Source organism: Sphingomonas sp. (assembly GCF_017304635.1).
GTDB lineage: Bacteria > Pseudomonadota > Alphaproteobacteria > Sphingomonadales > Sphingomonadaceae > Sphingomonas.
The window spans coordinates 100,487-119,376 of record NZ_JAFKMA010000005.1 but is presented as its reverse complement, the minus strand read 5'-3'; the positions used below and the strand labels follow the sequence as shown (position 1 = coordinate 119,376).

Below are 18,890 nucleotides of genomic sequence, written 5' to 3'. Positions count from 1 at the left end.
TCGCGCTTCGGCTCGCCGGCCTGTGCGCCCTGATGCTCCTCCTGCCCGGACGCGCCCGGGCGGAGGAGTGGCTGCGCGCGGACAGCGATCATCTGGTCGTGTTCAGCAATGCCGGCCGTACCGCGATCACTACCTTCGCCGACCAGATCGAGACCTATGACGCGTTCCTGCGCGCCTATCTCGGCGTGCCGCCAGGCGGTCCCCGGCAGCAGAAGCTCCGCGTCTACCTGCTGGCACACGGCAGCGACGTGAAGGTGCTGTGGCCGTCGAGCGGGACGGTCGCCGGCTTCTACGACCATTCGGCCGACGAGCCGTTCCTCGTCGTCACCTACCAGCGCCCGCGCATCAAGACCGACGCCAACAAGGACGAGGTCAAGGCCGACGGCACCGCCTATCACGAATATACCCACTTCTTTCAGCAGGCGCATTTTCCCTCGGGCTATCCCGGCTGGGTGATCGAGGGCTACGCGCAGTTCCTCCAGACGATTCGGGTCGAGAACGGGTCGGTGGTACTCGGTCACAGTTCGCCCGGGCTGGTCTGGTTCGCGCAACAGGCGTGGCTGCCGTGGGACAAAGTCTTGCGCGGGTCGACCGGCACGATCGCGCGCGACGAGTGGTTCCCGTTCTACGGCCAGGCTTGGGTGCTGACGCATTACATGATGTCCGATCCGACGCGCGCCGCGGCGTTCAACCGCTATCTCGTCGCGGTATCGCAGGGTGGCGATCCCGTAACCTCGCTCACCGCCGCGCTCGGCGTCGACCTGCCGACGCTGTCGCGGCAGTTGCAGCAATATTATCGCGACGTGCTGCGCGTCCAGCGGATCGGCTGGCGCATGCCGACACCGCCCACGGTGACGGTCACACCGCTGTCGCCGGCCGAGGCGGCGCTGATCCTGCCCGATGCGCGCTCGCGTTATTTCGTGCGCGACAACGACAAGGCCGATTTCGTCGCGAAACTGCGTGCCGCCGCGGCACCGTTCGGCAGCGATCGCTTCGCGCTGCTGGCAGCGGCCCGCGCTGACGCGAAGTACGGCGATGCCAAGCGGGCCGAAGCAACGCTCGCCCCCCTCCTCGCCGCGCATCCCGACGATGCCGACGCCTTGCTGCTGCGCGCCCGGGCGCGACTGCGCCAGGCCGACGAGAGCAAGGATCCGGCCGCCGCCGACGCCTACCGCCGCGCAGCCGCCGGCGACCTCGACGCGGCACTCGCGGCTGGCTCGACCGACCCGCTGACCTATTATTATGCCGCGACCGTGCGCGAGCATCAGCCGGACTATCCGACGCGCACCGACATCGCCTATCTCGGCAAGGCGTTGCAGCTCGAGCCGCAGTCGCAGGAAATCCGCCTAAGCACCGCCGACGCGTTGCTGAAGGTGAAGCGGCGGGCGGAAGCGATGCTGCTCCTGCAACCCCTGCTCAACGACCCGCACGACGACGACGCGCGCAAGTCCGCGACCAAGCTGCTCGAACGATATCCGGAAACGACAGCGCGCTAGGCGCTCAGCGCAGGCCCGCCGCCGTCAGTTCGCGTCGCGCGTCGGCGACCATCGGTGCGAAGGCGGGCTTGGTCATCAGTCGTTCGGCGACGATCGTGCCGAGGATTTCGCCGGCGGTAACGTCGCTGCGGAAATGCTGCTCGCAGGTGATCCGCGTCTCGGCGAACTGGTGCGCGCGTTCGAGCACCGCCGCGGCATGCGACGGGACCAGCCGCGCGAGCACGCCCGCCATCGAGAAGGCGAAGGTGGCGTGGCCGCTGGGATAGCTCGACAACGGGTCTTCGCTGCGTGAACAGCTGACGATGGTCGGATCGACGATCCAAGGGCGCTGGCGGCGGAATTCGTCCTTGCCGCGATCGACCACGTCCTTTTCGGTCGCGTGCACCGCCTCGAACAGCCTGGCCGTCGCCGGCAATCTGTCGAGATCGAAGCGCGGGCCGAGTACGTCAGCGAACATCGCCACCGTCTTCGTATCGCCGTCGATCTTCGCTGCTGCCATCTCCGCCGGGGTCCGCCGCAACTGCATCGCGTGGAGTTCGGCAAGCTCGGCCGTCGCCTGAGCGCTGCCGGCGGCGGGCGGCAGCGGCAGGACCGCGCGCGGATCGAGATCGCCAGCCGACAGCAGCGACGGCGCCTTGTCCTTGGCGACCGCCGCCGTACCGATGAGCAGACCCAGCAGGATGATCGCGCGTGGTCGCATGGTCAGAACTTGAACGTCACGTCGCCGGTGATAGCACGACCCGGCTGGTAATAATATTGGTCGAAGTTCCCGGCGACCGCCTGTCCGACCAACCCCGCCGTGAACGTCCCCTTGGCCGAACCGATCGTCGTCACGCGGGTCGAGTCGAACAGGTCGGTCACTTCGACGCCGACGCGAACCGGGCCGAGCTCGTAGCTCGCCGCCAGGATCGCGGTATTGTACGGCGCGATGCGGTAGGCCTTGTACGCGGCGACATAGTTGGTCTGGGTCGGATCGGCGGTGTTGGCGTATTGCACGCCGACCAGCTTGTCGATTACCGAGAACCGCACCGGCCCGCGCTTGACGATCACGCCACCTGCCGCCGTCATCATCGGCGCCTGGCCGACCTGCAACCGCGTGTCCTTGGCGATCGCGCGGTTGCGCGAGGCGTTGGCGAACACCGCGACGCCGTCGGTAAAGGCATAGGTCACCTGCCCTTCGATGCCTTGGTACAAGGCGCCGCCGATGTTGGTGAAGACCGTGCCGACGCCCGGCGTCGTCGAAACGAAACTGGCGAACTTGTTCTGGAAGTCGATCGAATAGACGTCGGCGTCGAGCGACAGCCGCTGGCCGTGATAGACCAGGCCCGCCTGATAGTTGGTCGAACGTTCCGGTACGACGTTCGAATAGGTCGGGCTGTCGACGTACAGCGCGCTGAGCGGCGGAATCAGGAAGCCGCGGGCATATTCACCGTAGATCGACAGCTGCGGCGTCAGCGCCCAGTTCGCCTGCAGGAACGGCAGATCCGCGCTCCAGCTGTTGCTGAGGTTCTGCGCGTAGCGCGTCGTCTGGTTGTACTGCGCCAGGATCTTGCGGTTGTAATCGACATGCTTGTAGCCCGGCGTGATCGACAGGCCCGGGATCGGCCGCAATTCGAGCTCGACGAAAAGGGCGTCGTTATTGCCCTGGCTGTTCTGATTGAACTTGACGTAGAGCGGCGTGACCGCACCGGGGTTCAGACCGGTCGACGGCGCCGTAACCTTCTTCTCGACATAGTTGAACCCGCCCGTCGTCAGGTCGACGTCGGTCTGCTGGCGGAACGTGCGGCTCCACTCGATCATGCCGCCGGCGGTCAGCGCTGCGAAGGGGGCGAGTTCCAGGCGGACCTTGGCGATGTCGCCGTACACGCGATACTTGTTGGTCTTGGTATAACCGGGCTGGTCGCCGCTGACCTTGGCGCCCGCGGCGTTGGTGGTCGTGGTGACGGTCCCCGGGACCAGCGTCACGTCGCTCGCCGACAGCGTCTCGTTGTCGTAATAATAGGTGTAAGCGCGGTTCTCGAACACGCTGTGCGGCGCGAGCTGCGCCTCCAGCTTGACGATCTCGAAGTCCGTTACCTTGTCGGTATGGTTGTAGCCGTAATATTGCGGCGTCTTCGGATCGTTGTTGAGGCTGAAATACTTGCCGAACAGCGACTGCTGGTACAGCGTCGAGCCGTCCTTGTCGGGCTGATTGAAGCGGTTGTTGTTGTAGGTGCCGAGCAGCGTCAGCGTCACTGCCGACGAGATCGGCACGACCGCCTTCGCATAAAGATTGTAGTTGCGATACGTCTCGTAGCTCAGCGCGCCGTCGGTATGGACGTACTGGCCCGTCAGGACCAGCTTGGTGCCGCCCAGCCCCTTGATCTCGCCGGTGTTGAGCAGCCCGCGCAGCAGATAGGTGTCGAAGCTGCCATAGCTCGCCTTCAGCTGGCCGCCGAACTCGTCGCGCGCGGCGCGGCTGAACAGGTTGATGTTGCCCCCGAACGTCGCCTGGCCGAGCTGGCTCGCATTGCCCGGCCCGCGATCTACCACCAAGGTCTCGATCGTGTTCGACGGGAAGAACGTGGTCGAATGGTGCGTCGGGTCGTTGGTGTCGCCGAATGGCACGCCGTCATAGGTGATGTTGTATTCGCCGTCCTGGAATCCGCGGATCTGCGCCTTCGATTCGGACAGGCCGATACCGTTGTTGCCGCCATAGTTCGACACGCTCGGCGTGATGAGCGCGATCTGGTTGAAGTCGGCGGTCGCGGGCAGCGAGTCCTCGATCAGCGAGCGGCTGACGATCGCCTGCGGCTGGCGCGCGTCGAGCGACGCGGTGACCGGCGCGATCTCGTTCGCCTTGGTTGCCGTCACGATGATGTCGGAGCTTTCGGCGATGTCGCTCCTGGTCTGGCCGGACGTCGTCTGGTCGGCGTCAGGCTGCTTCGCCGCAGCGGTCGGATCGACGCGGTTGGTCGCCGGCGCCGGATTGTCGCTCGCATGCGCCACGTTGCTCGCGCCCAGCAGCACCGCCGCCAACGCCGTCGTCCGCAGCCACTTGGCCCGCTTCGTCGCAGAATTCATCGTCGCCTTCCCCGCATCCCCACGATGCCGCGGCCCCGCTATGAAGAAGCGATGACAGATTGATTTCAATCAGGTTGCAGATCCGTGGCGGTGAAAATAATTTTCAGCATGGCAATTGCGGATCAGTCGCACCTGGCTGGGCGGGAGACCGCGCTAAAATCCCTCTTGTCCACGACTTCCTGCGCGCGCGCGGGCTTTTGGCCTTGTCGCCGCGACCGTGGCGGGTCATCCGCGGACCCGATGACCGCCAAGATCGACATGGGCTGCGACGCGTCGGGGAGGACGATCGACCTCGACCTCGAGGAATTGCTGGCGACGCGGCTGCTCGTCCAGGGCAATTCCGGGTCGGGCAAGTCGCACCTGTTGCGCCGGTTGCTGGAGGGTAGCGCGGGGCTGGTCCAGCAGGTCGTGATCGATCCCGAGGGCGACTTCGTCTCGCTCGCCGACGCGTTCGATCACATCGCGATCGACGCCGCCGACTATACCCTGCCCGAGGTCGCGCGGCTGGGCGTACGAGCGCGCGAGCATCGCGCGTCGGTGGTGCTCAACCTGGAAGGGCTGGAGATCGACAGCCAGATGCGCTGCGCCGCGACCTTCCTGGCGGCGCTGTTCGATGCCCCGCGCGAGCAATGGTATCCGGTGCTGGTCGTGGTCGACGAAGCGCAACTGTTCGCGCCCGCCGCCGCCGGCGAAGTCACCGAGGAAGCGCGCAAGGCGTCGTTGTCGGCGATGACCAACCTGATGTGCCGCGGGCGAAAGCGCGGCCTCGCCGGCGTGATCGCGACGCAGCGCCTGGCGAAGCTGGCGAAGAACGTCGCGGCGGAGGCGTCGAACTTCTTGATGGGGCGCACCTTTCTGGACATCGACATGGCGCGCGCCGCCGACCTGCTGGGCATGGAGCGACGCCAGGCCGACGCGATCCGCGACCTGGAGCGCGGCGAGTTCCTGGCGCTCGGCCCCGCCATTTCGCGGCGGCCGGTCAGCGTGCGGATCGGCGCGGTCGCCACGTCCGCCAAGAATGCCGGACCCAAGCTGACGCCGTTGCCGAGCGGGGACGCCGCCGACCTGCGCAGCGCGCTGTTCGCGGCACGGCCCGAGGAAACGCCCCCTCCCCCTCCCCCGCCACCACCGCCGGTGGTCGATATTCTGGCGAGCATCGAAGCAAGCCGGCCGACCGCCGTCCCGGCGATGCCGGTGATCGAGGAGGATGCGCAGGAGGACATCCGCCGCGCGGTCGTGGCCGCGATCGTCGCCGAAGATACGCGGTTGCCGCTCGCGCAACTCTATCAGGACTATCAGGTCCGCTGCCGCAGTCATGGTGTGACGGCACTCGAATCGCTCGCCGATTTCCGTCGCAGGCTGGCGATGGCGCAGGGCGGCCTGTCGCCCGACGAGGATTGGGACGACACGATGGCGCTGGCGGCGGCGTTGCCCGACGAGATGTGGGCGCCGTTCCTGGGCATCGCCCGCGCCGCCCGCCACACCGAGCCCTGCCCCGACGACGAGCGGCTGGCGGCGCTCTACGGTACCAGCTCGCCGAGCCGGGCGCGGCGGATGCTGGGCTTTATCGAGGAGCGCGGGTTGATCGTCGTCCGCGTCGACATGCTGGGCAAGCGTTCGATCGCGCTGCCGCATTTCGGCTGGACGACCGCGCCCGCCGCCGCACAGCCGACCCGCGACCTGCCGCGCTCGGCTCGAAGCCGTGCGATGGCGGGCTAACGCCCCGCGCGACGGCGCCGTCGATCGCCACTGGCGCGGCGGCGGCAGGTAGCTAAGGTGTCACGGATGCTCAGTAGGAGTGCGGCCATGACGCGCTGGCATATTTTCCGGACATCGTTCCTCGCGCTCGCGATCGGCAGCGGGTCGATCGCGACGGCGCAGCAATTGCCAACCGGCCAGTCGATCACGCCGACCGCGGTGCCGGGCGCTCGGTTCGTGCCGTTGGTGACGAACATCGGGCCCAACCCCGCCTACATCGCCGACGGCGCCGCGGCGATCGCGACCAGTCCGGACGGCCGCGAGATGCTGGTGCTGACCAGCGGGTTCAACCGCTATAACGGGCCGGACGGCAAGCTCGTCCCGGCGCAATCGATGCAATACATCCTGCGCAACCGCATCGACGCGCGCGGCGCGACACGGTTGCAGACGCTGTCGGTGCCGAACAGCTTCGGCGGAATCGCATGGTTGCCCGACGGACGCGGCTTCGTCGTCGGCGGCGGAGCCGACGACATGGTCGCGATCTTCCGCCGCGCCAAGGACGGCACCTATGCGAGCGCAGGGACGATCGCCCTCGGCCACAAGACCGGCAATGGCAACGACGTCCGCCCGCAGACGGCGGGGATCGCCGTCGGTCCGGACGGGCATCGCGCGCTGGTCGCCAATTACTACAACGACTCGGTCAGCCTGCTCGATCTCGACCAGCGCCGCGTGATCGCCGAACAGGATTTGCGCCCCGGCAAGATCGACCCGGGCCAGAGCGGCGTGCCCGGCGGCGAGAATCCCTATGCGATCGCTTGGACCGATGCCGGCCGCGCCTATGTCACGGCCCCCCGCGACCGCCAGATCGTCGCACTCGCGGTGACGCCGGGCGGGGTGCGCGTCGCGGGCCGGATCGCGACGATCGGCGAGCCGACCGCGTTGCTCGCCGATCCGCACAGCCGCCGGCTGTTCGCGACCGAGGACAATGCCGACCGGCTGGCGATCGTCGACCTGACGGCGGGCAAGCTGGCGGCCGAACCGCGACTCACCTTTCCCGACGCGCTCGGCGCCGCGCCGGCGGCCAAAGGGATGAACCCGAACGCGCTCGCGCAACTGCCCGACGGACGGCTGCTGGTCACGCTCGGCGGAATCAACGCGGTCGCGGTGGTGGCGCCGGCCGAGGGCGGCGCGGCGGTGCAGAGCCTGCTCCCGACCGGCTGGTATCCCAGCGCGGTCGCGACCAGCCGTGGCGGCGCGCGCATCTTCGTCACCAACCGCAAGAGCCCGCCCGGCCCCAATCCGCAAGGCTGCGCGCCCAAACTCGCCATCTATCGCGGCCAACCCAATGCGTGCGGCGCGGCCAACCAATATATCTTCCAGCTCGAAAAGGCCGGGCTGCTCGACTTCCCGATGCCCGATCCGCGCGCGCAGGCCGCCGCCACGGTGCAGGTCGCGCGCAACATCGGCTTGCCTGCCGGCGCCGCGCGGGCCGCGGCCGATGCGCGCATGGCGGCGATACGTGCGCGGGTCCGTCACGTCGTCTTCATCATCAAGGAGAATCGCACTTACGACCAGGTGCTCGGCGACCTGGAGGTCGGCAACGGTGACCCGCACCTCGCGATCCTGGGCAAGGCGCTGTCGCCCAACCACCACGCGCTGGCGCGCAATTTCGTGACGCTCGACAATTTCTACGATTCGGGTGAGCAGTCGAGCACCGGCTGGACCTGGTCGACCGCCGCGCGCACCACTGATTTGCTCGAGAAGACCGCGCCGGTGAATTACGCGCAGCGGGGCCTGGCCTACGAAGCCGAGGAGGCCGACCGCTTCATCTATCCGCAACAGACGCCGGCCGAGCGGCACGCGACCAATCCCAAACTGTCGACCGATCCCGACCTGATGCCCGGCCCGGCGATGCTGACCGCGCCCGATGCCGACGACGACGATGCGCCGGGCCAGGGCTTCCTGTGGGACGCCGCGATCCGCGCCGGGCTGTCGGTGCGAAATTACGGCTTTTCCGACGCGTCGGTCTATGACGCCGGCGCGCCGGGCGCGATCCCGCCGATCCGCGAACCGTTCAAGGAAGGCCGCCGCATCTACACGCCCGGCGACCGCCTGCTCGCCAGCCGCAGCGATCCCTATTTCCGCGGGTTCGACCAGAAGTTGGCCGATTACTGGCGTGTGCTCGAATGGCGGCGCGAGTTCGATGCGGCCGATGCCGGCGGCACCGTCCCCGCGCTGACGTTGCTTCGCCTCAGCCACGACCATTTCGGCGATTTCGGCCAGGCGCTCGACGGGGTGAACACGGTCGAGACGGAGATGGCCGACAACGATTACGCGCTGGGGATGGTGATCGAACGGATCGCGCATAGCCGCGTCGCCGGATCGACCCTTGTCTTCGTGATCGAGGACGACGCCCAGAACGGCGCCGACCATGTCGACGCACGCCGCAGCGTGGCGCTGGTCGTCGGGCCGTACGTGCAGCAGAACGCGTTGGTCTCGACGCGCTACACCACGGTCAACGTGCTGCGGACGATCGAGGCGGTGCTGGGGCTGAAGCCGCTCGGGCTGAACGATGCGCTGGCGCTGCCGATGGCCGACCTGTTCGACCCGGCGCAGGCGACGTGGGACTATTCGGCGCGCGCCGCCGACGTCCTGCGCACGACGCAACTGCCGATCCCGGCCGAGCGGTTCGCGGCACGCGTCACGACCGCCGGTCGGTGCGAGGGGCGCGAGGCGGCATGGTGGGCGGCGGCGATGCGCGGGCAGGATTTCAGCAAGGAGGACCGGCTCGACACCGCCGCGTTCAACGCCGCGCTGTGGCGTGGTCTTGGCCAGGGGCCGGAACCGACCGTGCGCACCGGCATCGACCTGCGGCCCAACCGCGACAAGTTGTTGCAGGCGGCCGCCCCGACCTGCGGCTGACGCGCCCGCGCGGTCAGATCAGCGACAGGTCGCTCGGCCGCGCGTCGGGGAAGATGCGGGCAAGGCGATCGCCCGACAGGCCGTATTGCCGCGCGACGATCCCGCCGATCAACCCGCGATAGTCGGTCATCACCGGCAGGTCGCGCCCCTGGTTGAGCGTCGCCGCCGCCAGCTTGGTCTGCGGCCCGGCCAGCCGCCCGCCCGACACGCCGCCGCCCATCACCCAATAGATGCTGCCATGGCCGTGGTCGGTGCCCTTGTCGCCATTCTCGCGGAAGGTGCGGCCGAACTCGGAGACGACGACGACGGTGGTCGAGCGCCACGCCTCCGGCCCGATCGCGTCGACGAATCCGGCGAGCCCACGCCCGAGCTCGCCGATGCGATCGGCCAGATAGCCGGTCGCGTTGCCCTGGTTGACGTGCGTGTCCCAGCCGCCGACATCGACGAACGCCAGGTTGAACTGGTCGCGCATCAGCGTGCCGACACGCCGCGCCGACAGTTCGAACCCCTTGCTGCTGACGGCGCCGCGTCCGGCCGCCTTCATTTCCTCGTCCAGCGTCTTGAACACCGTGTCGCGGACCTGGAAACCCTCCGCCACCGACTGGGCGAGCTGGCCCTTGCTGCCGTACATCGATTCGATCAGCGCCGCCTGACGCGCATCGATCGGCTTGCCGACATTGGCGAGCGCCAGGTTGGGCACCGGCGCCGGATCGCCGCGAAAGCATAGCGGCAGCTGGTCGGTGAACGAGATCGGCCGGTCGGTCCGGCCCAGCATCTGCGCCAGCCGCGCCATGAACCCCGATCCGTAATCGCGCGACCCGCCGATCGGCTGGCCCAGCTCGATGGTGTCCTGCGTCTCGAAATGGCTGCGGCTCATGTCGTCGGTGCCGGCGAACGGCACGAACGCGATCTGCTTCTGCTGCCACAACGGCAGGATGCTGTCCTTGAGCGCGGGGTGCAGTCCCCAGTCGCCGTCGAGCGCCAGCGCCGCCTTCGGATTGGCGAGGTCGGGCTTCGCCAGCGCGATCGTCGGGCGCGACTGGTAATAGAAGTCGCTGCCGGTCGGCACGACGATGCTGGTCGCGTCATAGGCGCCGCGCAGGAATACGACGAGCAGCCGGCTTCCGGCCTGCGGCGCGGCGAACGCGCGCCCGGCGACGACCATCGGCGCCAGCGCGGCGGCGCCCTTCAGCAGGTCTCGGCGATGGAAATGCGGGATCATCGGCGTTCCTTTCGGTTAGCGATGCATGAATTCGGGCGAGGACAGGAACAGCGCGTTCCATTCCTGCGGCGACGTCGCCTTGGCGAGCGCGACGCGAGTCGGCGGCGCCAGCAGGTTCGCGACCGCGCCGAAATAGAGCGCGTTCTGCAATTGCGGGAAAGCGGGCTGGTCGGCGGTCGTGCCGGGCGCGCGGAACAGGCCGGCCGAGCCGCCGCCGATCTGGCGCGCGATGTCGAACCGCGCCGCCATCTGCCCCGGGCCTGACCAGGCGGCCGACTGCATGTCGTAACCGTCCGGCGTCTCGTGATTGTAGAGCCCCTCGCCCATCCGGTTGAGCCAGCCGAGCATCGGCTGCGCATTCAGGATCACGCGGTCGCCATAGGTGTAGCGCACCGCCGACACTGCATAATGGATCGGGTCCTTGAACACCGTGCCGAGCGACGCCTTGAACTCCGGCGCCGCAGTCATCGCGCGCAGCACCTGGGCGATGTCGCCATGCGTGCGCCGGAACGCCGCTTCCATCCACGCGACGACCGGGGCGGGCGGCGCGTCGCCTAGGAAATAGGTCGCGAGCTGGAGTGAGACGTGATGCGCGGTCGCCGGCGCGTCCGCGATCAGGTCGAGCGCCTGCTCGACCTCGCCGAACCCACTGCCCTTGATGACATGGCCGAGGAAATGCTTGTCGCCGAAATCATGCCGCGCCGGATTAAACTCGAACAGGCCGGAGCGGAGGTAGAGCGGCTGCCATTGCGGCTTCAGCCTGGGGTCGTCAGGTTTCAGGTCGACGCCGACGCCGGTCAGGATTCGCGCCAGTTCCTGCACGTCCTGCTGGGAATAGCCGGAGCCGACCCCCATCGTGTGCAGCTCCATGATCTCGCGGGCATAATTCTCGTTGATGTGCCCGGCCGCATTCTGGTCGTTGTCGAGATAACGCAGCATCGCTGGATGGCGCAGCGTCGCTTCCAGCAGGTCGCGGAACTTGCCGAGCGCGCGGGCATGGAGCGTATCCTCGTAATCGCCGACCATCGCGCGGATGTCGCGCTTGCCCGCCTGCACGTTGAAATGGTTAAACCAGAACCACGTCATCTGCTCGCGCAGTTGGTCGGGAGCATAGAGGTCGCGGAGCAGCGACCGCGTGCGCGCTTCGTCGGCGAGGCCGTTCATGCTCTTCTGATACGCGTCGCGCGCCGCCTGACGCTGCGGCGGATCGGTCAGCGCATTGGCGGCGCGGGCCATCGCATCCTCGTCCACGACCAGTTGCGCCATCCGCGTCTGGCTGATCCGCATGGCGTCGACCTGGCGCTGCGCATCGGCGGGCAGCGTCGCCGACGCCTCGCGAAGCTGAGCGTCGAGCCAGTGGCGGTCGTTGGTCGCGGTATCGGCCGCGCCCGGCCCGACGCCCCAGGTCAGGCGATTGGCCCAGCCGAGATCGGCCGGCGTATCTGCCCGCACCGGCGTCGTGCCGATCATGGCCAGCGCCAGCGCCACGGCGACACGTCCAGCCAACCTATATCCTGTCATCGCGCCGATCCTTCTTCACGGCCGATCCGGACGATCGCAACGCCCGGTGATACGGGCGGACCGGCCAGGCCGATCCAGCAACCGGGCGATACGCCTATCCCGATGAACCTACACTGTCCGCGCAAAGACAGTGGTCAGCTTACAGGCGTATTACGCTACCCCCGGCTTTCGATCCGGCGTTGCCACATCACGAGAGATGGTTGGCGGATGCCATGCCCGCCGCTTCGAACCGCAGGCTGAACTGAGCGCCGTGATCGGGGGCGTTGGCGGCGCGGATGGTCAGGCCCATCGCGTCAGCGAACCCCTTGACTATGGCGAGACCCAGGCCGCTGCCGCCGGTGCGGTCGCTGCCGTGGCCGCGCGTGAAGGTGTCGAACACGCGCTCCTCGCTGCCGGGCTCGAGCCCCGGCCCATGGTCGCGGATCGTCAGCGTGACGCCATCGCGCGCGCGTTCGCCGATGATCGCGATCGGCCCCGCCCCGCCATGGATCGCGGCATTGGCGAGCAGGTTGATGAGGATATGGTGCAGCAAGGCCGGGTCGGCGCGCACCAGCGGCAGGTTGGCGGGCACGCGCAGGTCGATATGGTTGCCGCGCAGCAGGTCCTTCAGGTCATGCACCGCGCTCGCCACGGCGTCGGTCAGGTCGATCGGCTCGGGCGACAGAACGATCGCGCCGGTATCGATCCGCACCATGTCGAGCAGGTTGTCGAGGAACCGCCGCAGCCGCGCGACGTCGGCGCGCGCGACCGGCATCGCCTCGGCATCCGGGTGCTCGACCGCCAGCGCGTCGATCGACGCGGCGACCGAGGTCAGCGGCGTGCGCAAGTCGTGCCCGATCGACGACAGCAAGGCCGCGCGCAGCCGGTCGCGCTCGCGCAGCACGGTCACCTCACGCAACTGGTCCTCCAGCCGCAAGCGCTCGAGCGCGAGCGCCGCCTGGCCGAGTAACGTCGCGAGCAACGTCGCGCGATCGGCCCCGACCGGATCGCCGCCATGCTCCGACAACAACCCCAGCACGCCGAGGATGCCGACCGACGTCTTGAGGGGCTGGAATTGCCAGTCGGCCGAGACGAGGGTCGCGGTGCCGACCCCGGTCGCCTCGCCCCGGCTCCACGCCCATTCGGCGGCGGCGCGGTCGACCGTGCCCAGCGCGGGCGCCTCGCCGGGCGCCGCGCCGATCGCCTCCAGCTCACCCTGCCGGTCGTCGAGCAGGACCACCGTCACACCGAGCAGCCGCGACGCCTCGTCGCAGATCGTCGTCGCCGTCGTCGCGCGGTCGGACGCGCGCGCCAGCGCCTGCGCGAACCCGGCGACCGCCGCATTCTCCTGCGCGCTGCGTACCCCGATCGTCGCGCGCACCTGCAATCGTCCGGTCAGATTGGCGGTGAAGGTCGCGATGCCGATGAACACGAACATCGTCAGCACGCTCTGCGGATCGGCGATCGTGAAGGTGTAGATCGGCGGCAGGAAGAAGAAATTGTACGCCAAACCCGACAGGACGCCGGTGGCCAGCCCCGACCACAGGCCCAGCCGGCTCGACGCGACGATGACGGGGAGCAGGTAGATGAGGTCAAGCCCGCCGACCCCCACCCACGGTTCGGCCAGCCGCGCCAGCGCCGTCGTCGCCGCGACCAGCCCGATCACCACCGCGCCGTAGAGCGCGAGGCTCCAGTCGCTGTCGGCCACCTTGGGACGCGCGCGCGGCCGCGCGGTAGCGGCGGGCAGGACATGGACCGCCAGATCCTCGCCCGCCGCCAGGATCGCCTCGACCACCGAGCGGTGGCGGAGCGCGAACCACCAGCTGCGGCTCGACTTGCCGATGACGAGCTGGGTGATGCGCGCCTCGGCGATCTGCGCGCGCAGGCCGACCAGCACGCTTTCCGCCGGCACCGTCGCGATCGTCGCGCCGAGTGCGGCGGCCAGGCCGAGCGCGTCGGCGACCTGGCGCCGCTGGGCATCGTCGAAGCCGGCGGCACGCGGCGTCTCGATGAACACCGCCTGCCACGGCGCCTTCAGCGCGTCGGCCAGCCGCTTGGCCGAGCGGACGAGATTGTCCGCCCCCGGCAGTTCGCTGACCGCGACCAGCACGCGCTCGCCGCCCGCGAAGGTCCCGGTCATCGCCTGCGCATCGAGATGCTCGGTCAGCGCCTGGTCGACGCTGAGCGCCGCGCGCCGCAGCGCCATCTCGCGCAATGCCGACAGATTGGCCTTGGAGAAGAAGCGGTCGAGCGCGCGCGTCGCCTCGGCCGGGATATAGACCTTGCCCGCCTGCAACCGCTCGATCAGCTCGTCGGGGGGCAGGTCGACCACTTCGACCTCGGCCTCGTCGAACACGCTGTCGGGCACCGTCTCGCGCACGCGCACGCGGGTGAAGCTGGCGACGACGTCGTTCAGGCTTTCGACGTGCTGGACGTTGAGCGTGGTGAAGACGTCGATCCCGGCGTCGAGCAATTCCATCACGTCCTGCCACCGCTTCGGGTGGCGGCTACCCGGCGCGTTGGTGTGCGCGAATTCGTCGACCAGCGCGATCCGTGGGCGCCGTGCGAGGACGGCGTCGAGGTCCATCTCGGTCAGGGCATGGCCGCGATACTCGACCGTGCGGCGGGGCATTACCTCCAGCGGCGCGACCAGCGCCTCGGTCTCGGCGCGGCCATGCGTTTCTACCACCGCGACCACGACGTCGGCGCCGTCGCGTTGCCGCTCCGCCCCTTCCTGCAACATCTCGAACGTCTTGCCGACGCCGGGCGCGGCGCCGAGGAAGATTTTCAGCCGCCCGCGCGACGCCGCCTTCGCGGCGCGCAGCAGGGCGTCGGGGGATGGACGGGCGTCGGACACGCGAGACTCCAGTGCTCCTGCGGAGGCAGGCCCGGCACGACGCTCGTTGCTCCAGGCTCCCGCTTTCGCCGGAGCACGGTGGCGGTAATCGAACGAAAGGCAAGCCGCGATCGATCGATCCTTATGGCTTCTTAATGCGCGCGGCATGCTTTCGCCCGCGAACCTTAATGCGGCTCGCGCCTATCTCGCCGGCCGTTCCCAATCGGAAGGTTCGTGCCATGCCCGACATCATCTGGCTCGCCATATTCGGCGGTCTGTTCCTCGCGACGCTCGCGTTCGTGCGGCTGTGCGACGAGGCATAGCAATGAACCTTCACCTCGCGCTTGCCGGCCTGACCGCGATCGGCCTGCTCCTCTACCTCGTCGCCGTGCTCGTGCGGCCGGAGAAATTCTGATGACCTTGGCCGGCTGGGCGCTGATCGCGCTGTTCGTCGCCGTCATGGTCGGGCTGGCGAAGCCGGTCGGGCTGTGGCTGTTCGCGCTCTACGAAGGACGCCGCACGCCGCTTCACGCGGTACTTGGCCCGGTCGAGCGCGGGTTCTACAAACTGTCGGGGATCGACCCCGACGCCGAGCAGAGCTGGCGCCGTTACGCGGTCCACATGCTGGTGTTCCAGCTCGTCACCGCGCTCCTTACGTACGTCATCCTGCGCGCGCAGGGGTGGTTGCCGCTCAACCAGCGCGGCCTGCCCGGCGTCGGCGCGGACGGCGCGATGAACACAGCGATCTCGTTCGTCACCAACACCAACTGGCAATGGTATACGGGCGAGTCGACGCTGTCGAACCTGGCGCAGATGCTGGCGCTGACGATCCACAACTTCCTGAGCGCGGCGACCGGCATCGCGATCGCCTTCGCGCTGTTCCGCGGCTTCGCCCGGCGCGAGGCGAAAGGCGTCGGCAATTTCTGGGCCGACATGACTCGCGTGACGCTCTACGTGCTGGTGCCCGCCTGTATCGTCTATGCGCTGTACCTCGTGTTCAGCGGCGTGCCGCAGACATTTGCCGCCAGCATCGACGCGACCACGCTGGAGGGCGCGAAGCAGACGATCGCACTCGGCCCGGTCGCCAGCCAGGAAGCGATCAAGATGCTCGGCACCAACGGTGGCGGCTTCTTCAACGCCAATTCGGCGCATCCGTTCGAGAATCCGGGCGCGCTGACCAATTTCGTCCAGATGGTGTCGATCTTCGCGCTCGGCGTCGGCCTGACCTACACGTTCGGCAAGGCGGTGAAGGACACGCGCCAGGGCTGGGCGATCCTGACCGCGATGATGATCCTCTTCGTCGCCGGCACCGCCGTCGCCTATTGGCAGGAAGTGGCAGGCAACCCGGCGCTCCACCATCTCGGCCTGGCCGGCGCCAATATGGAGGGCAAGGAAGTCCGCTTCGGCACCGCGGGCAGCGCGCTGTTCGCCGCGGTCACCACCGCCGCCTCGTGCGGCGCGGTCAACGCGATGCACGACAGCATGACCGCGCTCGGCGGGCTGATCCCGCTGTTCAACATGCAGCTGGGCGAAGTCGTGGTCGGCGGCGTCGGCGCGGGCATCTATGGCTTCCTGCTGTTCGCAATTCTCGCGGTGTTTGTCGCCGGGCTGATGGTCGGCCGCACACCCGAATATGTCGGCAAGAAGATCGAGGCGCGCGAAGTGAAGTTCGCGGTGCTGGCGATCGCCGTGCTGCCGCTGTCCATCCTCGGCTTCACGGCGCTGGCGTCGGTGCTGCCCGACGGGCTCGCGGGGACGCTCAACAAGGGTCCGCACGGGTTCAGCGAAATCCTCTACGCGTTCAGTTCGGCGACCGCGAACAACGGCTCCGCCTTTGCCGGGCTCAGCGCGGGGACGCCGTTCTACAACGGACTGCTCGCGGTCGCGATGTGGGTCGGGCGGTTCTTCGTGATCGTGCCGGTGCTGGCGATCGCCGGCAGCCTGGCCGCCAAGCGCCACACGCCGGCCGGGGCGGGATCGTTCCCGACCACCGGCGGACTATGGATCAGCCTGCTGGTCGGGATCATCCTGATCCTGGGCGGCCTCACCTTCCTCCCCAGCCTCGCGCTTGGGCCGATCGCCGATCACGTCGCGATGGTCCACGGCCAGCTGTTCTGAAGAGGCACCGACAATGACCGAAGCAACCTCGATGTTCTCCGCCAGCCTGGTCGTCCCGGCGATCGGCGATTCGTTCAAGAAACTCGACCCGCGCCAGTTGGTGAAGAACCCGGTGCTGTTCGTGACCGCGGCGGTGGCGCTGCTGCTGACCGCGCTGCTGGCGCTCGGCGGCGAGCCGCTGCCGGCGGGGTTCCAGATCCAGCTGATCGTGTGGCTGTGGCTGACCGTGCTGTTCGGCACCTTCGCCGAAGCGCTCGCCGAGGGGCGCGGGCGGGCGCAGGCAGCGAGCTTGCGCGCGACCAAGTCGGAGCTCAACGCCAAGCGCCTGATCGGCGTCGGCGACACCTGGTCGCTGATCCCCGCCCACCGGCTCGAACGCGGCGAGATCGTGCTGGTCGAGACCGGCGACCTGATCCCGGCCGATGGCGAGGTGGTCGAGGGCGTCGCGTCGGTCAACGAAGCCGCGATCACCGGCGAGAGCGCACCCGTCATCCGCGAGGCGGGCGGCGACCGCTCCGCCGTCACCGCCGGCACGCGGGTCATTTCGGACCGAATCAAGGTGCGGATCACGCAGGAACCGGGCCAGGGCTTCCTCGACCGCATGATCGCGCTGGTCGAAGGGGCGGAACGACAGAAGACGCCGAACGAGATCGCGCTGACCATCCTGCTCGTCGGCCTCACGATCATCTTCCTGATCGCGGTGGGCACCGTGCCGGGGTTCGCGAGCTATGCCGGCGGCCAGGTGCCGGTCGCGATCCTGGCGGCGTTGCTCATCACGCTGATCCCGACCACCATCGCCGCGTTGCTGTCGGCGATCGGCATTGCGGGAATGGACCGGCTGATCCGGTTCAACGTGCTCGCCAAGTCGGGCCGCGCGGTCGAGGCGGCGGGCGATGTCGACACGCTGCTGCTCGACAAGACCGGCACGATCACGATCGGCGACCGCCAGGCGAGCGAGTTCCGTCCCGTCGGCGGGATCGACGCGAAGGTGCTGGCGGAAGCGGCGATGCTCGCGAGCCTCGCCGACGAAACGCCGGAGGGGCGCTCGATCGTGGTGCTGGCGCGCGAGAAATTCGCGCTCGACGTGCAACTGGCGGCCGATTCTGAGATCATCCCGTTCACCGCACAGACCCGCAGTTCGGGCGTGAAGGCGAACGGGGTCACGGTGCTCAAAGGCGCGGTCGACTCGATCCTGAAGACGCTGCCCGCCGACGCACCCGGCGCGGCCGAGATCAAGCGGGCGACCGACGAGATCGCGCGCGCCGGCATGACCCCGCTCGCCGTCATCCGCGACGGCCGCCTGCTCGGTGCGGTGGCGCTGAAGGACGTGGTCAAGGCCGGGGTGCGCGAACGGTTCGCGGAATTGCGCCGGATGGGCATCCGCACGGTCATGATTACCGGCGACAACCCGCTGACCGCCGCATCGATCGCCGCCGAGGCCGGGGTCGACGACTTCCTCGCCGAGGCGACGCCGGAGGACAAGCTCGAGCTGATCCGCAAGGAACAGCAGGGCGGCAAGCTGGTCGCGATGTGCGGCGACGGCACCAACGACGCCCCCGCGCTCGCCCAGGCCGATGTCGGCGTCGCGATGAACACGGGCACCCAGGCCGCGCGCGAGGCGGGCAACATGGTCGACCTCGACAGCGACCCGACCAAGCTGATCGAGGTCGTCGGGCTGGGCAAGCAATTGCTGATGACGCGCGGCGCGCTCACCACCTTCTCGGTCGCGAACGACGTGGCGAAATATTTCGCGATCATCCCGGCGATGTTCGTCGTGCTGTACCCCGGCCTCGCGGTGCTCAACGTGATGGGACTGGCTTCCCCGCGCTCCGCGATCCTGTCGGCGATCATCTTCAACGCGCTCATCATCCCGCTGCTCGTCCCGCTCGCGCTGAAGGGCGTGAAGTACCGCCCGATCGGCGCCGGTCCGCTGCTCGCGCGCAACCTCGCGGTCTACGGGCTCGGCGGACTGATCGCGCCGTTCATCGGGATCAAGCTGATCGACCTCGCGGTCGCCGGCCTCCACCTCGCCTGA

The 18,890-nt window shown here is 68.5% G+C and carries 12 protein-coding genes; 7 read left to right on the top strand and 5 right to left on the bottom strand.

Annotation, left to right across the window (positions count from 1 at the left end):
• The first annotated feature begins 32 nt into the window (after positions 1-32).
• The gene (locus J0I47_RS14155; RefSeq protein WP_294047614.1) at positions 33-1,496 is read left to right on the top strand and encodes a tetratricopeptide repeat protein; all 1,464 of its coding nucleotides are present in this window, start codon (positions 33-35) and stop codon (positions 1,494-1,496) included.
• A gap of 4 nt (positions 1,497-1,500) precedes the next feature.
• Here the strand turns inward: J0I47_RS14155 and J0I47_RS14150 are convergent, their stop codons facing one another.
• Together J0I47_RS14150 and J0I47_RS14145 are read right to left on the bottom strand one after the other, a co-directional pair.
• Positions 1,501-2,196: a phosphatase PAP2 family protein gene (locus J0I47_RS14150; RefSeq protein WP_294047613.1), complete on the bottom strand. Its 696-nt coding sequence runs from the start codon at positions 2,194-2,196 to the stop codon at positions 1,501-1,503.
• 2 nt (positions 2,197-2,198) lie between these two features.
• Positions 2,199-4,559: a TonB-dependent receptor gene (locus J0I47_RS14145; RefSeq protein ID WP_294047612.1), complete on the bottom strand. Its 2,361-nt coding sequence runs from the start codon at positions 4,557-4,559 to the stop codon at positions 2,199-2,201.
• Between the two features lie 240 nt (positions 4,560-4,799).
• Between J0I47_RS14145 and J0I47_RS14140 the strand changes: the two genes are divergently transcribed.
• Positions 4,800-6,278 (top strand): ATP-binding protein, encoded by a 1,479-nt coding sequence (locus J0I47_RS14140; RefSeq protein WP_294047611.1) that lies wholly within the window; start codon positions 4,800-4,802, stop codon positions 6,276-6,278.
• Positions 6,279-6,365: 87 nt separating this feature from the next.
• Positions 6,366-9,179 (top strand): hypothetical protein, encoded by a 2,814-nt coding sequence (locus J0I47_RS14135; protein WP_294047610.1) that lies wholly within the window; start codon positions 6,366-6,368, stop codon positions 9,177-9,179.
• 13 nt (positions 9,180-9,192) lie between these two features.
• Here J0I47_RS14135 and J0I47_RS14130 read toward each other — a convergent pair whose 3' ends face one another.
• From J0I47_RS14130 to J0I47_RS14120, 3 genes are all read right to left on the bottom strand, one after another.
• A complete protein-coding gene (locus tag J0I47_RS14130) occupies positions 9,193-10,401 on the bottom strand; it encodes a DUF1501 domain-containing protein (protein WP_294047609.1) in 1,209 nt (402 codons plus the stop codon).
• 15 nt (positions 10,402-10,416) lie between these two features.
• Positions 10,417-11,922, bottom strand: coding sequence for a DUF1800 domain-containing protein (locus J0I47_RS14125; protein WP_294047608.1), 1,506 nt, complete (start codon positions 11,920-11,922; stop codon positions 10,417-10,419).
• A gap of 187 nt (positions 11,923-12,109) precedes the next feature.
• Positions 12,110-14,758, bottom strand: a complete 2,649-nt coding sequence (locus tag J0I47_RS14120; RefSeq protein ID WP_294047607.1) for a sensor histidine kinase KdpD — start codon at positions 14,756-14,758, stop codon at positions 12,110-12,112.
• A gap of 167 nt (positions 14,759-14,925) precedes the next feature.
• On the opposite strand from J0I47_RS14120, the gene J0I47_RS14115 reads away from it, so the two are divergent.
• The 4 genes from J0I47_RS14115 to kdpB are packed head-to-tail and all read left to right on the top strand — an operon-like array spanning position 14,926 to position 18,890.
• The gene (locus J0I47_RS14115) at positions 14,926-15,060 is read left to right on the top strand and encodes a hypothetical protein (RefSeq protein ID WP_294047606.1); all 135 of its coding nucleotides are present in this window, start codon (positions 14,926-14,928) and stop codon (positions 15,058-15,060) included.
• A gap of 2 nt (positions 15,061-15,062) precedes the next feature.
• A complete protein-coding gene (locus J0I47_RS14110) occupies positions 15,063-15,152 on the top strand; it encodes a potassium-transporting ATPase subunit F (RefSeq protein ID WP_294047605.1) in 90 nt (29 codons plus the stop codon).
• Positions 15,152-16,855, top strand: a complete 1,704-nt coding sequence (kdpA, locus tag J0I47_RS14105) for a potassium-transporting ATPase subunit KdpA (protein ID WP_294047604.1) — start codon at positions 15,152-15,154, stop codon at positions 16,853-16,855. Before J0I47_RS14110 ends, kdpA begins: the two co-directional genes overlap by 1 nt.
• A 13-nt stretch (positions 16,856-16,868) precedes the next feature.
• A complete protein-coding gene (gene kdpB, locus J0I47_RS14100; protein WP_294047603.1) occupies positions 16,869-18,890 on the top strand; it encodes a potassium-transporting ATPase subunit KdpB in 2,022 nt (673 codons plus the stop codon).